The organism is Phaeobacter sp. G2, assembly GCA_025163595.1.
Taxonomy (GTDB): domain Bacteria; phylum Pseudomonadota; class Alphaproteobacteria; order Rhodobacterales; family Rhodobacteraceae; genus Pseudophaeobacter.
In genome coordinates, this window is record CP104100.1 from 680,368 (window position 1) to 700,455 (window position 20,088).

Below are 20,088 nucleotides of genomic sequence, written 5' to 3' on the forward strand. Positions count from 1 at the left end.
CCGCGACTCCCCATATACGCGCGCTTATCCGGCAACTCGGGGGTCGCCCCTATAGCCGAAATCTATATTGTTGTGGACCAAGGTCCGGGAACTTTTATCACCCGGACCCTCTGAAAAACCACCGCGTCGCTTACCTCGGAATGGAAGCGATTGCGGTTTTTGCGCTTGCGGACGCTCAAGCGCAGGAAGACCTAGCCGTATGCTCATTCGGGCATGCATGACCAAAGTTGCGAAACGGGGAAAGAACCGGAATGCCAACGATCCAACAGCTGATCCGCAAGCCGCGCCAGCCAAAAATCAAACGCTCCAAGTCGATGCACCTGGAGCAGTGCCCGCAGAAACGCGGCGTATGCACACGTGTTTACACCACCACACCTAAGAAACCGAACTCCGCGATGCGGAAAGTTGCCAAGGTTCGCCTGACCAACGGTTTTGAAGTGATCTCCTACATCCCAGGGGAAAGCCACAACCTTCAGGAGCACTCTGTGGTTCTGATCCGTGGCGGTCGTGTAAAAGACCTTCCCGGTGTCCGTTACCACATCCTGCGCGGTGTTCTGGATACCCAGGGCGTCAAAGACCGTAAACAACGTCGTTCGAAGTACGGCGCGAAGCGTCCTAAGTAAGAAGGAGAGGCTGATATGTCACGTCGTCACGCCGCTGAAAAACGCGAAGTACTGCCAGACGCCAAGTTTGGTGACCGCGTTCTGACCAAGTTCATGAACAACCTGATGATCGACGGTAAGAAGTCGGTTGCAGAGAAAATTGTCTACAACGCATTTGACCGCGTCGAAGGCAAGATCAAGCGCGCTCCAGTGGAAGTTTTCCACGAAGCTCTTGATAACATCAAACCTTCGGTCGAAGTTCGCTCCCGCCGTGTGGGTGGTGCAACTTACCAGGTTCCCGTCGAAGTTCGCCCTGAGCGTCGCGAAGCATTGGCCATTCGCTGGTTGATCACTGCAGCACGCAAGCGCAATGAGAACACCATGGAAGAGCGCCTCGCAGGCGAGCTGATGGATGCTGTTCAATCGCGTGGTACTGCTGTTAAAAAGCGCGAAGACACCCACAAGATGGCCGAAGCGAACAAAGCGTTCAGCCACTATCGTTGGTAATTTCCAAAGGACATTAGACCAATGGCACGCGAGTATACACTCAACCATTACCGTAACTTCGGCATCATGGCGCATATCGATGCAGGTAAAACCACCTGTTCCGAGCGCATCCTGTATTACACAGGCAAGTCCCACAACATTGGTGAGGTGCACGACGGTGCAGCCACCATGGACTGGATGGAGCAGGAGCAGGAACGCGGTATCACCATTACTTCGGCTGCGACCACCACCTTCTGGGAACGCACCGAAGACGGCGAAAATGCGGACAGCGCCAAGCACCGTCTGAACATCATCGACACCCCCGGCCACGTTGACTTCACCATTGAAGTTGAGCGTTCGCTGGCGGTTCTCGATGGTGCTGTCTGTGTTCTGGACGCCAACGCCGGTGTTGAACCCCAGACCGAAACCGTGTGGCGTCAGGCTGACCGCTACAAGGTTCCACGTATGGTTTTTGTCAACAAGATGGACAAAATCGGCGCGGACTTCTTCAACTGCGTTCACATGATCGAAGACCGTACCGGTGCAATTGCTGTTCCGGTTGCTTTCCCGATTGGTGCAGAAACCGAGCTGGAAGGCCTGGTTGACCTGGTCACCATGGAAGAATGGCTGTGGCAGGGTGAAGACCTTGGTGCCTCCTGGATCAAAGCCCCCATCCGCGACAGCTTGAAAGAGCTGGCCGACGAATGGCGTGCGAAAATGATCGAGAACGCCGTCGAGCAAGACGACGACGCCATGGAAGCCTACCTGGAAGGTGAAGAGCCCGACGTTCCAACTCTGCGTAAACTGCTGCGCAAGGGTACTCTGGCGCTGGCATTTGTGCCTGTTCTGGGTGGGTCTGCCTTCAAAAACAAAGGTGTTCAGCCGCTGCTGAATGCTGTGATCGACTATCTGCCCAGCCCGCTGGACGTTGTTGATTACATGGGCTTCAAACCAGGTGACGAAACAGAAACCCGTGACATCCCCCGCCGCGCGGATGATGACATGGCCTTCTCTGGCCTGGCGTTCAAAATCATGAACGACCCCTTTGTTGGCTCGCTGACCTTCACCCGGATCTATTCCGGTGTTCTGAACAAAGGCGACACCCTGCTGAACTCGACCAAAGGTCGTAAAGAGCGGGTTGGCCGGATGATGATGATGCACTCGAATGACCGTGAGGAAATCACGGAAGCATTCGCGGGCGACATTATCGCGCTGGCAGGTCTGAAAGACACCACCACAGGTGACACGCTCTGCGCCGTCAACGATCCGGTGGTTCTGGAAACCATGACCTTCCCCGATCCGGTTATCGAGATCGCGGTTGAGCCCAAGACCAAAGCCGACCAAGAGAAAATGTCTCAAGGTCTGGGTCGTCTGGCTGCTGAAGATCCATCCTTCCGTGTGGAGACCGACATCGAGTCCGGTCAGACCATCATGAAGGGCATGGGCGAACTGCACCTGGACATCCTGGTTGACCGTCTCAAGCGGGAATTCAAGGTTGAAGCCAACATTGGTGCGCCTCAGGTTGCCTACAGTGAAACCATCGGTCACGAAGTTGAACATACCTACACCCACAAGAAACAGTCGGGTGGTTCGGGTCAGTTCGGCGAAGTGAAGATGATCATCTCCCCCACCGAAGCAGGCGAAGGCTATTCCTTCGAATCCCGCATCGTTGGCGGCGCGGTTCCAAAAGAATACATCCCAGGTGTCGAAAAAGGCATCAACTCGGTGATGGATTCTGGCCCGCTTGCAGGCTTCCCTGTGATCGACTTCAAAGTTGCTCTGATCGACGGTAAGTTCCACGATGTGGACTCCTCGGTTCTGGCCTTTGAAATCGCCGCTCGGATGTGTATGCGTGAAGGCATGCGTCTTGCTGGCGCCAAGCTGCTTGAGCCTATCATGAAGGTGGAAGTGATCACGCCAGAAGAGTATACTGGTGGTATCATTGGTGATCTGACCTCCCGTCGTGGTCAGGTGTCCGGCCAGGAACCCCGTGGCAACGCGATTGCGATCGAAGCAAACGTGCCGCTGGCGAACATGTTCGGCTACATTAACACCCTGCGTTCGATGAGCTCGGGCCGCGCCCAGTTCACCATGCAGTTCTCGCATTACGATCCCGTACCGCAGAACATCTCGGACGAAATCCAGGCAAAATTCGCGTAAGCGACAAGACATTGGAAGGGTCGCAATTATTGCGAGCCTTCCTCAATAACAAAGGAGGCCATCATGGCTAAGGAAAAGTTTGAACGTAATAAGCCACACGTCAACATCGGCACCATCGGCCACGTTGACCACGGTAAAACCACTCTGACCGCAGCGATCACCAAATACTTTGGTGACTTCAAAGCCTACGACCAGATCGACGGCGCACCAGAAGAAAAAGCCCGCGGCATCACCATCTCGACGGCGCACGTTGAGTATGAAACCGAGACTCGCCACTACGCGCACGTCGACTGCCCCGGCCACGCTGACTATGTGAAAAACATGATCACCGGTGCGGCGCAGATGGATGGCGCCATCCTGGTTGTGAACGCGGCTGACGGCCCAATGCCTCAGACCCGTGAGCACATCCTGCTGGGTCGCCAGGTTGGCATCCCTTACATGGTTGTCTTCATGAACAAAGTTGACCAGGTCGACGATGAAGAGCTGCTCGAGCTGGTTGAAATGGAAATCCGTGAGCTGCTGTCCAGCTACGAATATCCTGGCGACGATATTCCTATCATCGCAGGTTCCGCTCTGGCGGCGATGGAAGGCACCAGCCCTGAAATCGGCGAAGAGAAAATCAAAGAGCTGATGAAAGCCGTTGACGAGTATATCCCTACTCCTGCACGTGCCGTTGACCAGCCCTTCCTGATGCCTGTTGAAGACGTGTTCTCGATCTCTGGTCGTGGTACCGTTGTGACCGGCCGTGTTGAGCGTGGCGTGATCAATGTTGGCGACAGCATCGAAATCGTTGGCATCAAAGACACCCAGACCACCACCTGTACCGGTGTTGAAATGTTCCGCAAGCTGCTGGATCGCGGTGAAGCTGGCGACAACATCGGCGCCCTGCTGCGCGGTATCGACCGTGAAGCTGTTGAGCGTGGCCAGGTTCTGTGTGCACCTAAGTCGGTGAACCCACACACCAAATTCGAAGCCGAAGCCTATATCCTGACCAAGGATGAAGGTGGTCGTCATACGCCGTTCTTCGCCAACTACCGTCCTCAGTTCTACTTCCGTACAACTGACGTCACCGGCACCGTGACCCTGCCCGAAGGCACCGAAATGGTTATGCCAGGCGACAACCTGAAGTTCGACGTTGAACTGATCGCCCCCATCGCGATGGAAGCCGGTCTGCGCTTTGCCATCCGCGAAGGCGGCCGCACCGTTGGTGCCGGCGTTGTGTCCAAAATCACCGAGTAAGGCCGAGTTTCCATAGGAAACTCTGGCCCGCGGTGACAGGGTATTCGCGCCAAGGCGCGAATGTCCCGAAAATCACACAGGTGAATTCGACAAAAGGGCGCCCCAGGGGCGCCCTTTTTGCTTGTGAGAAATCCTAAATTTCCAATCCTTACATAACCCAATTCAACAATTGCTACTCCGGCCTTTCAGGAACGAAATCGAGTTTCCTTTACTTGTTTCGAATTTTGGGGTGATACTGAACTGATCTAATGGGAGAGTGAAATGCTTAAGATGCGCCTTCAAACCTTCATTAAGCTTTGCCATTTCGATCAGGTCGAGTTGGCAGGTGCACTTGACACCATGCTGAATAGTCCAGGTGTTGGTCACAATTTCCATTGGTCTTTGAAGAAGGCCATTCATCAACATATTGAGGGTGCTTCCCCTGAAGAAATCGAAGAAATTTTGGAGACGCCAACTAAAGAAGCGGAACGTAAGTATAATAGAGCTGCTTTTGAGAACTTTATGGCAAAGTTTGGGAAGGCCAAACATATAGAAGTAGTTGATCAAGAGCGGGTCTACTCTGCACCCAACTTTGACATCGAGCTAAAAGTTGACCCTTGGTTTCGTACCTTCGAAAAGGGCCAGAGCCACCTGCACCTAGTTTGGGCGACACAAAAACCGGAACTCGCTCAAAGAATTGCAAACATAGGCTCTCTAATTTTGCTTGATTCCTTCAAGGGAACAGCATTGGGGAATTCCAGGTTCTGCATCATGGATCTTGTGAAGCCTAAAAGGTACTCAGACAAGACGATCTCAGACAAAACCAAGCTGGCTTTGGAGTTGGCGTGCCGTTCAATTGAGACTTGTGCCAAACTTGTATGAGGCGTGCATTTGTTTGCATTGGTCGACCGTAACAAACCCCAAACCCACCGTCCGCCCCTTAGGCAACTGTTTCGCGCGCGAAACGTCTTGCCCCATGGGCCATTCAGGCGTATAGGGCGCTAGTTCCCTGGTGGAACAACAAGGCGGGGTGATTCCCGCCTTTTGGGTTCGATGAGGGTAAGCGGTGGTCGCTGCCCCTCCTCTCAACCCCCACGCCTAGATAAAGGCTGACTAATGCAAAGCCAAAATATCCGTATTCGGCTCAAGGCATTTGACTATCGTGTACTGGACGCCAGCACACAAGAGATCGTCAACACTGCCAAGCGGACCGGCGCGACTGTTCGCGGCCCGATCCCACTGCCAAACAAGATCGAGAAATTCACCGTTCTGCGTGGTCCCCACGTTGACAAGAAATCTCGTGACCAGTTCGAGATCCGTACGCACAAGCGTATGCTCGACATCGTTGATCCGACCCCCCAGACCGTGGACGCGCTGATGAAGCTCGACCTGGCCGCTGGTGTGGACGTCGAGATCAAACTGCAATCTTAAGAACGGAGGGTATAAATAATGCGCTCTGGTATTATTGCAAAAAAAGTCGGCATGACTCGTTTGTTCATGGAAGATGGTCAGCAGATCCCTGTGACCGTTCTTCACCTGGACGGGCTGCAGGTTGTGTCTCAGCGTACCGATGACAAAGACGGCTACACAGCTGTTCAGCTCGGTGCGGGTTCCGCTAAGGTCAAGCGCGTCTCCAAGGCGATGCGTGGTCACTTTGCGGCCTCCAAGGTAGAGCCCAAGCGTAAGCTCGTGGAATTCCGCGTGCCTGCTGATGCTCTCATCGAAGTCGGCGCCGAAATCTCGGCCGAGCACTTCCTGGCAGGTCAAAAAGTTGACGTGACCGGTACATCCATCGGTAAAGGTTTTGCCGGTGCGATGAAGCGCTGGAACTTTGGTGGTCTGCGCGCGACACACGGTGTTTCGATTTCGCACCGTTCGCACGGTTCCACTGGCCAGTGTCAGGATCCCGGTAAGGTTTTCAAAGGCAAGAAGATGGCTGGTCACATGGGTGCTGCCCGCGTAACCACACAGAACCTGGAAGTCGTCAAAACTGACGCCGACCGTGGTCTGGTCTTCATCAAAGGCGCCGTACCTGGTCCAAAGTCTGGCTGGGTCACCGTCAAGGATGCCGTGAAGAAGAAAGCTCCTGAAGGTCTTCCCTTCCCAGCTGGTATCAAAGCCGCTGCGAGCGAAGCCCCTGCGGAAGGTGGTGAAGCATGAAACTTGATGTGATGAATCTCGACGGCAGCAAAGCTGGCGACATCGAGCTGAACGCTGACCTCTTTGGTCTGGAGCCACGTGCGGACATTCTGCACCGTGTGGTCCGCTGGCAGCGTAACAACGCACAGGCCGGTACCCACAAGGTAAAGACCCGTTCGGAAGTCAAATACTCGACCAAGAAGATCTATCGTCAGAAAGGCACCGGCGGCGCACGTCACGGCGCACGTTCTGCTCCGATCTTCCGCGGTGGTGGTATCTACAAAGGCCCCGTTGTGCGTTCGCACGGCCACGAGCTGACCAAAAAGTTCCGTAAGCTGGGTCTGCGTCACGCACTCTCCGCCAAGGCGAAAGCCGGTGAACTGGTGGTGATCTCTGACGCTGCTGCCGAAGGCAAAACCGGTGCTCTGGCCAAACAGGTTGCAAACCTGGGCTGGAAGCGCGCGCTGGTCATCGACGGTGCCGAAGTAAACGCAGGCTTCCTGAAAGCCTCGCGCAACATTGAAGGTCTGGATATCCTGCCAACAATGGGTGCGAACGTTTACGACATCCTGAAGCGTGACACCCTGGTTATCACCAAGGCTGGTCTCGAAGCACTGGAGGCTCGTTTGAAATGAACGCTAAAGCAGAACACTACGACGTGATCCGCAAGCCGATCATCACCGAGAAAACCACCATGGCATCCGAAAACGGTGCGGTTGTTTTTGAAGTTGCGATCGACAGCAACAAACCCCAGATCAAAGAAGCTGTTGAAAGCCTCTTTGGTGTGAAAGTGAAGGCGGTCAACACCACCATCACCAAGGGTAAGCAAAAGCGGTTCCGCGGCCAGATTGGCCGTCGCAAAGACGTGAAAAAAGCCTATGTGACGCTCGAAGAGGGCAACACAATCGACGTGTCCACCGGACTCTGAGACTTAGGTTCTTTTAAAATGGAGAGGCCCTCGCGCAAGCGAGGGCCTTTTTTTGTTGAGCAGAAGGCGAAGAGCCCTAATATGTCAGAATTGAATCCAGCCATGTATTGATGGGGAACATTTTGAGTCTCGAGTATTGGTTTAGAACCTCCGCTATGGTCCCAATTGCCATGCGAGGGCAGAACACCGCAGTTGTATTTTTGCACGGTATTCGAAGTCATTGTGACGACGCATTTAAGCTAGAGTGGGGGGATATGCATTTTTGGGATCTCATTAAAGATCTCCATCCATTTGGTGACAGTAGCTTCTTTGCGTTTAATTATGGTAGATTCGATCCTTTCCATTTCACCGAAGGGCGACGTCTAAATCAGACTCTAATAAACCTTTCTAGAGAAATGTATGGTCACCTTGTAAATTTTAGAAATGTCATACTTGTTGGCCACAGTCAGGGAGGTCTAGTGGCAAAGATGTATGCCTGCTCCTATGGGGCGCAGTCTACATCTGAACAGTCGGTGTTGGTTGTTTCATTGCATACCCCGCACCGAAACAGGAGCCTTCTTGTAATGCGGCATACAAAGAACAAAATTTGGCATGACAGAGACCGTTTTTTTGTACCACATCTGTTTTGCGCAAGTTTTGCTGACAATATCGTAAAGCCAGACCACGCAATAGATGGAACGCTGGATAATCCTTTTGTTACCCATGATGATTTCTACAAGCACCTAGGGCACAGTCACTTGAGCAAAGCTCCCAATAAAGACTTAGTAGAAGCGATCTGCAATAAGTCTCGCGAATTTTTAAGCTCAGGTTACTCATTTCCAGGAATAGACATACAAACCAAACTAAAAAAGAGAGACTCTTTTGTATTGCAATTTTCCAGGTCCGAGCAAAAAATATCAAAGTTGTGTCGATCGGGTGGACGTAGACGTGCGGCTCCCTCACTTGCAGGGCAGCAGGTTGAAAGTGTAGCTCTTCGTTGCCCAACGCATATTGCCAAAGAAAAAAAGCTATCAGCGGGTGAGGGGGGGGTGAAAATTGAAGTGATTGATTTGGACAATTACTTTTCCATTGGAGTTAATGATGTCGTCGATCTGGTGTGTGAGGAAGCGGCTGCGGACTACGGAGAAATTTTGTTCGATCCATTCGATTTTCAAAAGTCCGTTCTTCTTAAAAACGAAGATTTCTGCTCTCTATTCATGGAAGAGCTTCGATTGAATGGGCAAAATCTGTGCCGACAGATACAAGACAGCACGATTAAGTTGACGTATCAATGTTATGACAGCGCGGTCCACAAATTCTGGAATATCACCATACATAGACTGTACGCTGATTTGACGGATGTCAGAAAACCTAAGCCGACTAGGTTCAGACAGGTTGTAGAGAAGGTTTGTCGTCATTTTGGGTCGACACCCTACCATACACACAAAGAAATCTATGCGAGGTTTAAGATGGAGTTCTCCCAATTCCATTGGGTTCCTGAGGTGAGGTCTGTTGATGTTCTAATTTCTCATCTATTTAGAACGGATGGTGAATTGTATGGCTTGGATCGGGATATTTCCAGTATGTTAGCAAGGGTGTAGCCTTAGAGAGTAAGGGGCGCTCCTGAATTGCAGTCCACTGGCAAAAAGACGAAGCGATTTTCAGAGGGATCTCTATGGACAACCCTTCTGACAGGTGATAATTCCCAGAAATCCTACTGGCCTCAGATTCGTTCTGGGGCCGTTATCTTTGTGGGATGACATGAGCTGGGGACCTTCGGGGCCCTAAAGACTGGCCACCTTAGTAGTCATTGTCCAATAGGGACAGGCGGACGGGGGGCTTACACATAGCGGGTCCAAAGACAAAAACCTAAGGATCCGCAGCGATGGGGAAACCCATCGTAGCTAAACGGAAGACAGAAAGCATGGCACTTAAGTCGTATAAGCCGACGACGCCGGGCCAGCGTGGGCTGGTTCTGATCGACCGTTCGGAGCTTTGGAAAGGGCGTCCGGTTAAATCTCTCACTGAGGGTTTGACCAAAAAGGGCGGCCGGAACAACACCGGACGGATTACGATGCGCCGCAAAGGTGGCGGGGCAAAACGCCTCTATCGTATCGTCGATTTCAAACGTAACAAATTCGATATTGCGGCAACCGTTGAACGGATCGAGTATGACCCGAACCGGACCGCGTTTATCGCTCTGATCAAATACGAAGATGGTGAGCAGGCCTATATCCTGGCGCCTCAGCGTCTTGGCGTTGGTGACAAGGTCATTGCTTCAGCAAAGGCAGACATCAAGCCCGGCAACACAATGCCTTTCTCTGGCATGCCGATTGGTACCATCATTCACAACATCGAAATGAAGCCCGGCAAAGGCGGCCAGATCGCCCGTGCAGCCGGTACCTACGCTCAGTTCGTTGGTCGTGACGGTGGCTACGCTCAGATCCGCCTGTCCTCGGGCGAGCTGCGTCTGGTGCGTCAGGAATGCCTGGCCACAGTTGGTGCCGTGTCGAACCCCGACAACTCCAACCAGAACTTTGGTAAAGCGGGCCGCATGCGTCACAAGGGCATCCGCCCTTCGGTACGTGGTGTTGTCATGAACCCGATCGATCACCCACACGGTGGTGGTGAAGGTCGTACCTCTGGTGGTCGTCACCCGGTAACCCCATGGGGTAAGCCGACCAAAGGTAAGCGCACCCGTAACAAAAACAAAGCGTCGCAAAAGCTGATTATCCGCTCGCGTCACGCCAAGAAGAAGGGACGTTAATTTATGTCTCGCTCTGTATGGAAAGGTCCTTTTGTCGACAGCTACGTGCTTAAAAAAGCCGAAGCTGCGCGCGAGTCGGGCCGTAATGATGTCATCAAAATCTGGTCTCGTCGTTCCACCATTCTGCCCCAGTTCGTGGGTCTGACATTTGGTGTTTACAACGGCCACAAGCACATTCCCGTAAACGTCTCGGAAGACATGATTGGTCAGAAGTTTGGTGAGTATTCGCCAACGCGCACCTATTATGGTCACGCCGCTGACAAAAAAGCGAAGCGGAAATAAGTCATGGGTAAGGTACAAAATCCCCGCCGCGTGGCAGACAACGAAGCAATGGCGAAAACTCGCATGCTGCGTACCTCCCCGCAAAAGCTGAACTTGGTTGCGCAAATGATCCGCGGCAAGAAAGTCGACAAGGCTCTGATCGACCTGACTTTCTCGAACAAGCGCGTGGCGCAGGACGTGAAGAAATGCCTTCAGTCCGCGATTGCCAATGCTGAAAACAACCACAACCTGGACGTTGACGAGCTGATCGTTGCCGAGGCCTGGGTTGGTAAGAACATGACCCTCAAGCGTGGTCGTCCACGGGCGCGTGGTCGTTTCGGCAAGATCTTGAAACCGTTCGCTGAGATCACCATCAAGGTGCGTCAAGTTGAGGAGCAAGCCTAATGGGACATAAAGTCAATCCGGTTGGCATGCGCCTGCAGATCAACCGCACCTGGGACAGCCGCTGGTACGCCGACACCAAAGATTTTGGTGATCTGCTGCTGGAAGACATCAAGCTGCGCGATTTCATCAAGGATGAGTGCAAGCAGGCCGGCATCGCTCGCGTGATCATTGAACGCCCTCACAAGAAATGCCGTGTGACAATCCACACTGCACGTCCTGGCGTGATCATCGGCAAAAAAGGCGCTGACATCGAAGTGCTTCGCAAGAAGCTGGCCTCGATGACAGACTCGGAACTGCACCTCAACATCGTTGAAGTGCGCAAGCCCGAGCTGGACGCGCAGCTGGTTGGTGAGTCCATTGCTCAGCAGCTGGAACGTCGTGTATCCTTCCGTCGCGCGATGAAGCGTGCCGTACAGTCTGCCATGCGTATGGGCGCCCTGGGTATCCGGGTGAACGTTGCTGGCCGTCTGGGTGGCGCTGAAATCGCCCGTACCGAATGGTACCGCGAAGGTCGTGTGCCTCTGCACACTCTGCGCGCCGACATCGATTACGCTCACAACGAAGCCATGACACCTTACGGTATCATCGGGATCAAAACCTGGATCTTCAAAGGCGAGATCATGGAACACGATCCTCAGGCACGTGACCGTAAAGCACAGGAACTCCAGGACGGCCCTGCACCTCGTGGTGCTGGTGGCGGTCGTCGCTAAGGAGAGAATAGATGCTTCAACCAAAGCGTACCAAATTCCGTAAAATGCACAAAGGCCGGATCAAAGGCGACGCCAAAGGCGGCTCCGATCTGAACTTTGGCACTTTCGGCCTCAAGGCAACCACACCTGAGCGCGTCACCGCGCGTCAGATCGAAGCTGCCCGTCGTGCCATGACCCGTCACATGAAACGTCAGGGTCGTGTCTGGATCCGTATCTTCCCAGATACCCCAGTGACCTCCAAGCCCGTCGAAGTTCGTATGGGTAAGGGTAAAGGTTCCGTGGATTATTGGGCATGCAAGGTCAAACCTGGCCGTGTGATGTTCGAAATCGACGGCGTCAACGAAGAAATCGCCCGTGAGGCCCTGCGCCTGGCCGCGATGAAGCTTCCGGTGAAAACCCGCGTCGTGGTTCGCGAAGACTGGTAAGCCCTGCCTTCGGAAAAAATAGAAACCCCCGCCGAGAAATCGGCGGGGGTTTTTCTGTTTTAGGCTTACGGTCTCAGCCTCCCAGGGTGGTTTTGACCCGATGACGGCTTGCGGGGGCCGCGCTCCAAAACAGTGGTGGCGGCACCGGCAGAGAAGCTTTCCAAAAGGGCAAGCCACTTTATCCGGCGCGCTTGGGCTTTGCGGTGGCGCTTGTGGCACGTCAGCAGACCACCTGCCTCGCTAGCACGTCAGCGCGCGGCTTTATGGCGATACGCGGCAGCTCCGTGATTTTGTATCCGAGCGCGGTGTAGGTCTCTCGCATGACTGTGCAGGTTGCTTCAGCTTCGGCGCGGGACTGCTTGCGCTCGGCATCTTGTTGGAAAATGGCATCCCAGAACGGCGCCAGGAAGACGCGACGGTTGTACCGGGTTGCCTTGGCTGTTGCGGTGACGTGAGGCGGCACGGTGAGGCCGCAGAGGGTCAGGTAGCCGAGGGTGTCGGGAAGGCCACGGTCAAAGATCACCGGGCCTGTGAGCGCCTGTGCGGTGGAATAGGCATCCAGATCGCGCTCTAGCATCTTCTGGGCAAAGGCCTGGCGATCCGCCCAGGGAAGGGCATCTCCGCCGCTCTGGACCTCATCGCGAATGATCGCGCGGCCGGATTCGGGAACTGTGTGAAAGCCGCGGCGGGCGAGCTCGGTGATCAGGCTGGTTTTGCCCGCACCTGGCCCGCCCGTCACGACAAAGAACTTGTCGCTCATGGGCTATCCTCGGGTGTGACAGGGGAAAGGCTGCGACGGGATCAACACGCCGAAGGGCACGAATCGAAGCAGCATGAATTTTGCAGGAAAAACAGCACCCGTCTGCACGGCAGATGCAAATGCTCTGAAGCGGCGGCGAGACTTGTCTGATGCTTGTAAGAGTGATTTGGTGGAGCCTAGGAGGATCGAACTCCTGACCTCCTGCATGCCATGCAGGCGCTCTCCCAGCTGAGCTAAGGCCCCAAATCACACCGTTAGAACATCCTGGCCATTTGGCCGCTCCGTCTTGCGGTGTGAGGGTGATTTAAGGGACGATGCAGCAGGCCGCAAGTGGAAAATGCACCATCGTCGAGAGTTTTTTTGCCGGGCGCCCCTGCAGGTGTTTTGCAAGGCTGCCTGCATTTGCTCACTTGGATCCCCAGGCAGCCTACTGGCTGCTTGGGAGAGCAAAATCACATCAGGTGATCTTAGGAATCGTCGTCTTCTGAGGCGACGTCCGCGATCTCTTCGAGAGGCACGGTATCGGAATCATCGTCATCATCGTCCAGAACATCATCGCCCAGATCCAGATCGACATCTTCGTCATCTTCCAGAACGTCTGTATCATCCGCGTCGTTTTCTTTTGCCTTGGCGCTGGCAGCATCTGCGGCGTCAGCTTCGATCATCCGGCTTTTGCCAGTGCTCAGCTCGACAACTTCGCCCGTGTAGGGGCTGACGATCGGGTTTTTATTCAGGTCATAAAACCGTTTGCCGGTGGTTGGGCAGACGCGCTTTACGCCCCATTCTTCGTTGGGCATGTGGGTCCCCTTGATTTACTGGTGAGTCGTATCGACGATTCAGTTGCCTTGCCATATGAGGTGAGCACTGTCAAAGCCTTTGCCGTGAAGGGGCGCCGCCATGAGCGCATATCACCTGCCAGGAAACCCGCCGGTTCCTCTTGTCCTGCGCCGCTCAGCGCGGGCCAAGCGCATCAGTCTGCGGATTTCTGCCCTGGATAGCAGGGTGACCCTGACACTGCCCAGCCGTGTGCCAGCCCGCGAGGCTCTGGACTTTGCCGCCGAAAAAGAAGACTGGATCCGCGCCCACCTGGCGCGCCACCCAGAGGTGGTTGAGGTGGGCTTTGGGACCCTGCTTCCCGTTGAGGGGCAGCAGCGGCAGGTTGTGGCCGGTGGCAAACGCGGTGTGCGGCTGGAGCCGGAGGCGGTTGTGGTCGGCGGCGATAACCCGGCCAGGTCGATTGAACGCTACCTCAAGGAACTGGCACGGGACCGGTTGGCGGCGGCGTCGGACCACTATGCCGCCCAGGTGGGGCGGTCCTACGGTAAGCTGAGCCTGCGGGACACCCGTTCGCGCTGGGGGTCTTGCTCTTCTGCCGGGACATTGATGTATTCCTGGCGCCTGATCCTGGCCCCGTCCGAGGTGCTGTCCTACGTGGCGGCGCATGAGGTGGCGCATCTGGTCGAGATGAACCACTCTGCGGATTTCTGGGCTGTGGTGGCGCAGCTCTATGGTGATAGCGCCGCGCCGCGCCAGTGGCTGCGGAGCGAGGGGGCTGGATTGCACCGCTATCGGTTTGGCTAGCGTCAGAGGCGCCAATTTCGATAGCACGGCGTATTCGGAGGTTGACCAGGGGCTGATTTGTGATCACAGCATGGGCGATGTCCATTTCTGCCAAACCCACCGCTTCATCTACCTCAGATACCACGGCTTCGGCGCATGACCGGGTTTACCGGGCGTTGCGGGCGCGGATCATGTATGGCGATATCGCCCCCGGCGAGGCCCTGACCCTGCGCGGCATTGGTCGCGAATACGGGGTGTCGATGACGCCTGCGCGCGAATCCCTGCGCCGCCTGGTGGCCGAGGGCGCCTTGTCGCTGTCTTCCTCCGGGCGGGTCACAACGCCCGAGCTGAGCAACGAACGGATAGAGGAGCTGGCCGCCCTGCGGGCGTTGTTGGAGGTAGAGCTGTCCAGCCGCGCCCTGCCACGGGCGCATATGGCGCTGATTGACCGGCTGCACAGCATCAATGTCACCATCGCCGAGATGGTCTCCAAACGCGATGCGGTTGGCTATATCCGCAGCAACCTGGAATTTCACCGCACACTCTATCTGCGGGCACAGGCCCCGGCGATGCTGGCCATGGCTGAAACCGTCTGGCTGCAGCTGGGGCCGACGATGCGGGCGCTTTATGGGCGTCTACGGCGTACCGACCCGCCGCAAAACCACCGTCTGATCATCGCCGCGCTCAAGGCGGGGGATGAACCGGGCCTGCGTCTGGCGGTGCGGTCTGACGTGACACAGGGTTTGCGGTTGCTGGTGGTTTAAGCCCCCCCTGAAAAGCAAAACCCCAGCTGCAACAGCTGGGGTTTTGTATTTTATGACAGGGGGCTTTGAAACCGTTTAGGCGGCGAGGCCCTTGGAGCCGATGTCGAGGAACTTTTGACGGCGGTCCTTGATCAGCTCGGCGCCGTCTTTGTCTTTCAGCTCATCCAGCATATCCTGAATGGCGGTGGCCACGGATGCCATGGCCGCCTTGGCGTCGCGATGGGCGCCGCCAAGCGGTTCGGGGATAATCCGGTCGATCACCGCCAGCTCGCGCAGGTTTTGCGCCGTCAGACGCAGGGCCTCGGCGGCCTCGCGCATTTTTTCGGCGTCTTTCCACAGGATCGAGGCACAGCCTTCGGGGGAAATCACCGAATAGACCGCATGTTCCAGCATCGCCACGCGGTTGGCGGTGGCAAAGGCAACCGCGCCACCAGAACCGCCTTCACCGATGATGACGGAAATGACCGGCACGCCGATCTTCAGGCTCATCTCGGTAGAACGGGCAATGGCTTCGGATTGGCCGCGTTCCTCGGCGCCTTTGCCGGGATAGGCGCCCGTGGTGTCGACCAGTGTTACCACCGGCAGGCCAAACCGCCCGGCCATTTCCATCAGGCGCACGGCTTTGCGATAGCCTTCGGGGCGGGCCATGCCAAAGTTATGCAGGATGCGGGCCTTGGTGTTGGAGCCCTTTTCATGGCCGATCACCATCACCGGCTGGTCGTTGAACCGTGCCAGCCCGCCCATCACTGCGAGGTCATCGGCAAAATTGCGATCCCCTGCCAGCGGGGTGTATTCGGTGAACAGCGCGTCGATGTAGTCGCGGCAATGGGGCCGCTCCGGGTGCCGTGCCACCTGACATTTGCGCCAGGGGGTGAGCTCCTTGTAGAGATCTTTCAGCAGCTGCTCGGCCTTGGCGTCCAGCGCCGCGGCCTCGTCGGCGATGTCCATCTCTTCGTTGGCCCGTGCCAGGGCGCGGAGTTCTTCTGCTTTGCCTTCGATTTCGGCCAGCGGTTTTTCAAATTCCAGGTACTGAGTCATATCGCCTCGCTCACGCGGTTTTGCCGTATATGGCCTTCTGTGCGCCCAGATGCAACTCTGTGGCTTGCCTCGGGTCAACCAAATTCCCAATAGTCTGGTTTCCGGTGTGGAAAATCAAAGCAGCAATGGCAGTGGCACTGATCAGCAAGATTTGTGAATCCGCTTCGTGGCAGATCTGAACAGGCCAGAGAGAAGGAGCCCAACAGCAATGTCTGCCCCCTATGAAAAGCGCATCCTGCGTGTCCTCGACTACATTCACGATAACCCTGCCGGGGACCTGTCGCTGGATCAGTTGGCGGATGTCGCGGCGATGTCGCGCTTTCACTGGCACCGCGTCTTTCATGCGGTGACCGGCGAGACCTGCGCCCAAGCGGTGCGTCGCATTCGTCTACATCGTGCCGCCAGCGCATTGGTGATGACGGACGATGCTGTTGCGCGGATCTCGCGTTCAGTTGGCTATGCCAATCAGGGCTCCTTTAATCGGGCGTTCACCGAGGCCTATGGCGCAAGCCCTGCGGCCTTTCGCAAAGCGGGGTGCCATGTGCCCTCGCGCCCTGATTTCAAAACCGGAGTCTATCCCATGTATCCTGTTACCCTGCGCCAAGAACCCGCCCGCCGTCTGATCGGCTTGGCTCATAGTGGCGACTACCACCTGATTGGCAAAAAGTTCGAAGCTTTTGGCACGCTTTGTGAAACCCGTAATCTCTGGCCGCATCTGGGGGCCATGGCGGCAATTTATTACGATGATCCAGACAGTGTTCCCGCCGCAGATCTGCGCAGCTATGCGGGGAGCGAGTTTTTTGGAGCCGAAACCCCGGAGGGCATGGAAGAGCGGCATCTGGCAGGGGGCAAGGTGGCGGTGTTGACCTATAAAGGCCCCTATGCCGGTATTTCGGCGGCCTATCACAGTCTGTTTGGCAACTGGCTGCCTGGGTCAGGCGAAGAGCCCGCAGAGGCGCCTTGCTATGAGCTTTATCTTAACAATCCCCGCGAGGTGGCACCGGAGGAGTTGTTGACCGAAATCTGCCTGCCTTTGAGGTAAGATCTGTTACCTGTTTGGGCGACAGGGTCTGGCCGCCGTCACTGCGGCCAGATCACCGGATAGAGCGAGGCCACCAAAAGCGCGGCCATCAGCCAGTTGAACTGGGTCAGGCGCTGCGGATTGGTGAGAAAACGCGCCATTTGCTGTCCCAAAATGGTCCAGGAGCCAACCGAGGGGAGGTTGATGGCGCCAAACACTGCCCCGACCAGAAAGATCGCCCAGAGCGTTTGATCCGGGGTGTAGACGCTGATCGCGGTAAGGGCCATGGCCCAGGCCTTTGGGTTGACCCATTGAAAAGCCGCCGCCTGCAGGAATGTCATCGGCGTGCCACCGCTCCCCGAAGCTTCTGCCGGGCCGGCATTGGCGATCTTCCAGGCGAGGTAGAGCAGGTAGAGCACCGAGGCCACTTTCAGCACCGTGTAGCTGATTGGGAAGGCATCAAAGACCTGCACCAAGCCTGCGCCAACCAGCACCACCATAAAGACAAAGCCAAGCGCCACCCCCAGCATATGCGGAATGGTGCGGCGAAAGCCAAAATTGGCGCCCGAGGCCATCAACATCAGATTGTTGGGGCCAGGAGTGATTGAGGAAACAAAGGCAAAAAGCGCGAGGGCGAGGAAGAGGTCATATGTCATTTGGTGAAAGTGACGCGTTTTGCCCGGAATGAAATTGCGTTTTTGTGCGCTCTGTGTCTATTTTTGCAATGAATGGCTAAGAATGATCGCATAAACCAGCAGATATTGCAGGAGCTGTCACGCGATGGTCGGATCAGCAATCTGGAGCTGGCCGATCGGGTTGGGTTGTCTCCCTCTGCCTGTCTGCGCCGGGTGCAGGATCTGGAGCAGGCAGGGGTGATCACCGGCTACCGGGCGGTGCTGGATCGCGACGCCATGGGGGTGGGGTTTGTCACCTATATCGGCGTCGGTTTGGGGGAGCACACCAAAGAGGCGCAACAGGCCTTTGAACGGGCCATGGATGAAGCACCCGAGGTGGTGGAATGCCACAATATCACCGGCACCATCGAATATCTGTTGCGGGTCGAATGCGCTGATCTATCCAGCTACAAACGGTTTCACACGGATATTCTGGGCACCTCGCCCTATGTCACAGCGATCACCACCTATGTTGTCATGGGCTCGCCCAAGGACATGCGCGCTTAGGCGTTCGCCAGCAGGGCGCGTGCTGCGATCTCGGGCGATGCCAGCACCGGCACGTCACTGTCGATATATTGGGCCGCCCCCGCCATGGAGGCCTGCGCGAGCACCACGCATTTGGTATCGGACACCAGGGTCAGCGATGTTGTGATCCACTCGGCGATTTGCCTATGAAACCTGTCGCTTTCTCCGTCCGCGAAGTGATGCCACAGGCCTGTCAGCGGTAGGCTGCGGATTTCGGGGCTTATGCCCTGGTCCAGGAACGCACGCTCCAATAGCGCGGTGGAGGGCGCGAGAGTGGTTTCCAGGCAGTAGGCCAGCATCACCGGGCCGCCGATTTCGGCAGCCTTTTGCATCATTGGCCAGTCTATGCGGGTGGCACCTGCGTCTTCGGCCACCGCGCCGATGGTGGTGCAGGTGCACAGGCTTGCCCCCGGTGCAGCCTTGATGGCCTGGGTGATCTCCTGTCTCAGGTCTGTATCCATGCCGCCCTGGGCACGCTCCAGCCAGTCCGGGCGCACCACATGGGTCAGGTCTGCCTTTGGGGCCAGACGGTCAAAGGTCGCTACGTGCACATCGGCGGTGTGAAACAGGGTGAGTGCGGTCAAGGGGCGCCTCCAAACGGAATAAGGAGCGCCGGATTGGCGCTCCTTTCACTCTAGTCACATATCAGACGTCGTCGATAGGGTTAGCCCTTGCGATAGGATTAACCCCTGGCGATCAGTTCGGACTGGGCGACGATGACCTCGGCCTGTTTGATCGAGGCGATATCGACCAGGCGGCCCTTGTAGACGGTGGCGCCTTCGCCATTGGCCTTGGCCTGTTCCATAGCGGCGAGGATCTCGCGGGCTTCAGCCACAGCCGCCTCTGAGGGGGTGAAGACCTCGTTGGCCAGACCGATTTGTTTCGGGTGGATGGCCCATTTGCCCACCATGCCCAGGGTGGCAGAGCGTTTGGCCTGGGCGATATAGCCTTCGTCATCGGAGAAGTCGCCAAAGGGGCCATCGACCGGCAGCACACCGTGGGTGCGGCAGGCGGCAACAATGGCGGTCTGGGCCCAGTGCCAGGGATCGGACCAATGCTTTTCGCCGTCGCGCAGCATGTAGTAGTTTTCCTGAGTGCCGCCGATGCCGGTGGTCTGCATGCCCATGGAGGCGGCAAAATCGGCCGCGCCCAGGGACATGGCCTGCAGTCGTGGAGAGGAGGCGGCGATCTCTTCTACATGGGCGATGCCAGCAGCCGATTCGATGATGACCTCAAAGGAAATTGGTTTGCTGCGGCCCTTGGCGCGCTCGATGGCGGTGACCAGCGCGTCAACCGCATAGACGTCTTCGGCGCAGCCGACCTTGGGGATCATGATCTGGTCAATGCGATCACCGGCCTGTTCCAGCAGATCCACCACGTCCCGGTACCAATAGGGGGTGTCCAGTCCGTTGATGCGCACGGACATGTATTTGTTGCCCCACTCCACGGTGTTGAGCGCCTCTATGACATTGGCGCGGGCGATGTCTTTGTCTGAGGGCGCCACGGAATCTTCGAGATCAAGGTTGATCACATCGGCAGCAGAGACGGCCATTTTGGCAAAGAGTTTGGTATTGGAGCCAGGGCCAAACAACTGGCAACGGTTGGGGCGGGCAGGGGCGGTGGGTTGGAGGCGAAAGCTCATAGCGGCAATCCTTTGAGTAAGGAA

Annotated in this window: 25 protein-coding genes and 1 tRNA gene; 19 read left to right on the forward strand and 7 right to left on the reverse strand. The window is 56.2% G+C overall.

The annotated features are described in order from the left end of the window. Nucleotides 1–251: 251 nt before the first annotated feature. The 15 genes from rpsL to rplP all read left to right on the forward strand — a co-directional run bounded on the left by rpsL (nucleotide 252) and on the right by rplP (nucleotide 12,080). Entirely contained in the window at nucleotides 252–623 is a 372-nt protein-coding gene (rpsL, locus tag N1037_03285; protein ID UWS80065.1) for a 30S ribosomal protein S12, read from the forward strand. A 15-nt stretch (nucleotides 624–638) separates the two neighbouring features. Next, on the forward strand, nucleotides 639–1,109 hold the full coding sequence (gene rpsG / locus N1037_03290; GenBank protein UWS80066.1) for a 30S ribosomal protein S7: 471 nt from the start codon (nucleotides 639–641) through the stop codon (nucleotides 1,107–1,109). A gap of 21 nt (nucleotides 1,110–1,130) precedes the next feature. Then, nucleotides 1,131–3,248: an elongation factor G gene (fusA, locus tag N1037_03295; protein ID UWS80067.1), complete on the forward strand. Its 2,118-nt coding sequence runs from the start codon at nucleotides 1,131–1,133 to the stop codon at nucleotides 3,246–3,248. 63 nt (nucleotides 3,249–3,311) lie between these two features. Further along, nucleotides 3,312–4,487 (forward strand): elongation factor Tu, encoded by a 1,176-nt coding sequence (tuf, locus tag N1037_03300; GenBank protein UWS80068.1) that lies wholly within the window; start codon nucleotides 3,312–3,314, stop codon nucleotides 4,485–4,487. Between the two features lie 261 nt (nucleotides 4,488–4,748). Continuing rightward, entirely contained in the window at nucleotides 4,749–5,348 is a 600-nt protein-coding gene (locus tag N1037_03305) for a hypothetical protein (GenBank protein ID UWS80069.1), read from the forward strand. Nucleotides 5,349–5,582: 234 nt separating this feature from the next. Continuing rightward, entirely contained in the window at nucleotides 5,583–5,897 is a 315-nt protein-coding gene (gene rpsJ / locus N1037_03310) for a 30S ribosomal protein S10 (GenBank protein ID UWS80070.1), read from the forward strand. An 18-nt stretch (nucleotides 5,898–5,915) separates the two neighbouring features. After that, a complete protein-coding gene (gene rplC, locus N1037_03315) occupies nucleotides 5,916–6,626 on the forward strand; it encodes a 50S ribosomal protein L3 (protein UWS80071.1) in 711 nt (236 codons plus the stop codon). Beyond that, nucleotides 6,623–7,240, forward strand: a complete 618-nt coding sequence (gene rplD / locus N1037_03320; GenBank protein ID UWS80072.1) for a 50S ribosomal protein L4 — start codon at nucleotides 6,623–6,625, stop codon at nucleotides 7,238–7,240. Before rplC ends, rplD begins: the two co-directional genes overlap by 4 nt. Next, on the forward strand, nucleotides 7,237–7,533 hold the full coding sequence (locus tag N1037_03325) for a 50S ribosomal protein L23 (protein UWS80073.1): 297 nt from the start codon (nucleotides 7,237–7,239) through the stop codon (nucleotides 7,531–7,533). Before rplD ends, N1037_03325 begins: the two co-directional genes overlap by 4 nt. Nucleotides 7,534–8,096: 563 nt before the next feature. Further along, nucleotides 8,097–9,113, forward strand: coding sequence for a hypothetical protein (locus N1037_03330; GenBank protein UWS80074.1), 1,017 nt, complete (start codon nucleotides 8,097–8,099; stop codon nucleotides 9,111–9,113). A 323-nt stretch (nucleotides 9,114–9,436) separates the two neighbouring features. Next, nucleotides 9,437–10,279 carry a 50S ribosomal protein L2 gene (gene rplB, locus N1037_03335; protein ID UWS80075.1) on the forward strand — a complete coding sequence of 281 codons (843 nt, stop codon included), beginning with the start codon at nucleotides 9,437–9,439 and terminating at the stop codon, nucleotides 10,277–10,279. Nucleotides 10,280–10,282: 3 nt separating this feature from the next. Then, nucleotides 10,283–10,561: a 30S ribosomal protein S19 gene (rpsS, locus tag N1037_03340; protein UWS80076.1), complete on the forward strand. Its 279-nt coding sequence runs from the start codon at nucleotides 10,283–10,285 to the stop codon at nucleotides 10,559–10,561. A gap of 3 nt (nucleotides 10,562–10,564) precedes the next feature. Further along, entirely contained in the window at nucleotides 10,565–10,945 is a 381-nt protein-coding gene (gene rplV / locus N1037_03345) for a 50S ribosomal protein L22 (protein UWS80077.1), read from the forward strand. Further along, the gene (gene rpsC, locus N1037_03350; protein UWS80078.1) at nucleotides 10,945–11,655 is read left to right on the forward strand and encodes a 30S ribosomal protein S3; all 711 of its coding nucleotides are present in this window, start codon (nucleotides 10,945–10,947) and stop codon (nucleotides 11,653–11,655) included. The genes rplV and rpsC overlap by 1 nt, the downstream gene beginning before the upstream one ends. 11 nt (nucleotides 11,656–11,666) lie before the next feature. Continuing rightward, nucleotides 11,667–12,080 carry a 50S ribosomal protein L16 gene (gene rplP / locus N1037_03355; GenBank protein ID UWS80079.1) on the forward strand — a complete coding sequence of 138 codons (414 nt, stop codon included), beginning with the start codon at nucleotides 11,667–11,669 and terminating at the stop codon, nucleotides 12,078–12,080. Between the two features lie 220 nt (nucleotides 12,081–12,300). On the opposite strand, the gene N1037_03360 is transcribed toward rplP, so the two are convergent. The 3 genes from N1037_03360 to N1037_03370 all read right to left on the reverse strand — a co-directional run bounded on the left by N1037_03360 (nucleotide 12,301) and on the right by N1037_03370 (nucleotide 13,637). After that, nucleotides 12,301–12,840, reverse strand: a complete 540-nt coding sequence (locus N1037_03360; GenBank protein UWS80080.1) for an AAA family ATPase — start codon at nucleotides 12,838–12,840, stop codon at nucleotides 12,301–12,303. A 167-nt stretch (nucleotides 12,841–13,007) separates the two neighbouring features. Further along, a tRNA-Ala gene (locus N1037_03365) sits at nucleotides 13,008–13,083 on the reverse strand. A gap of 224 nt (nucleotides 13,084–13,307) precedes the next feature. Then, a complete protein-coding gene (locus N1037_03370) occupies nucleotides 13,308–13,637 on the reverse strand; it encodes a TIGR02300 family protein (GenBank protein UWS80081.1) in 330 nt (109 codons plus the stop codon). A 100-nt stretch (nucleotides 13,638–13,737) separates the two neighbouring features. On the opposite strand from N1037_03370, the gene N1037_03375 reads away from it, so the two are divergent. Both N1037_03375 and N1037_03380 read left to right on the forward strand, forming a co-directional pair. Continuing rightward, the gene (locus tag N1037_03375; GenBank protein ID UWS80082.1) at nucleotides 13,738–14,421 is read left to right on the forward strand and encodes a M48 family metallopeptidase; all 684 of its coding nucleotides are present in this window, start codon (nucleotides 13,738–13,740) and stop codon (nucleotides 14,419–14,421) included. Nucleotides 14,422–14,498: 77 nt separating this feature from the next. Then, the gene (locus tag N1037_03380; protein ID UWS81299.1) at nucleotides 14,499–15,164 is read left to right on the forward strand and encodes a GntR family transcriptional regulator; all 666 of its coding nucleotides are present in this window, start codon (nucleotides 14,499–14,501) and stop codon (nucleotides 15,162–15,164) included. 75 nt (nucleotides 15,165–15,239) lie between these two features. Here the strand turns inward: N1037_03380 and N1037_03385 are convergent, their stop codons facing one another. Then, nucleotides 15,240–16,202: an acetyl-CoA carboxylase carboxyltransferase subunit alpha gene (locus N1037_03385; GenBank protein ID UWS80083.1), complete on the reverse strand. Its 963-nt coding sequence runs from the start codon at nucleotides 16,200–16,202 to the stop codon at nucleotides 15,240–15,242. 208 nt (nucleotides 16,203–16,410) lie between these two features. Here N1037_03385 and N1037_03390 point away from each other — a divergent pair, with 208 nt between their 5' ends. Further along, entirely contained in the window at nucleotides 16,411–17,244 is an 834-nt protein-coding gene (locus tag N1037_03390; GenBank protein UWS80084.1) for an AraC family transcriptional regulator, read from the forward strand. A 38-nt stretch (nucleotides 17,245–17,282) separates the two neighbouring features. On the opposite strand, the gene N1037_03395 is transcribed toward N1037_03390, so the two are convergent. After that, nucleotides 17,283–17,879, reverse strand: a complete 597-nt coding sequence (locus tag N1037_03395) for a LysE family translocator (GenBank protein ID UWS80085.1) — start codon at nucleotides 17,877–17,879, stop codon at nucleotides 17,283–17,285. A gap of 72 nt (nucleotides 17,880–17,951) precedes the next feature. On the opposite strand from N1037_03395, the gene N1037_03400 reads away from it, so the two are divergent. Further along, on the forward strand, nucleotides 17,952–18,404 hold the full coding sequence (locus N1037_03400; protein ID UWS80086.1) for an Lrp/AsnC family transcriptional regulator: 453 nt from the start codon (nucleotides 17,952–17,954) through the stop codon (nucleotides 18,402–18,404). On the opposite strand, the gene N1037_03405 is transcribed toward N1037_03400, so the two are convergent. Beyond that, nucleotides 18,401–19,006 (reverse strand): hypothetical protein, encoded by a 606-nt coding sequence (locus tag N1037_03405; GenBank protein ID UWS80087.1) that lies wholly within the window; start codon nucleotides 19,004–19,006, stop codon nucleotides 18,401–18,403. The genes N1037_03400 and N1037_03405 overlap by 4 nt on opposite strands. A gap of 98 nt (nucleotides 19,007–19,104) precedes the next feature. Then, nucleotides 19,105–20,064: an L-malyl-CoA/beta-methylmalyl-CoA lyase gene (locus tag N1037_03410; GenBank protein ID UWS80088.1), complete on the reverse strand. Its 960-nt coding sequence runs from the start codon at nucleotides 20,062–20,064 to the stop codon at nucleotides 19,105–19,107. Nucleotides 20,065–20,088: the final 24 nt, after the last annotated feature.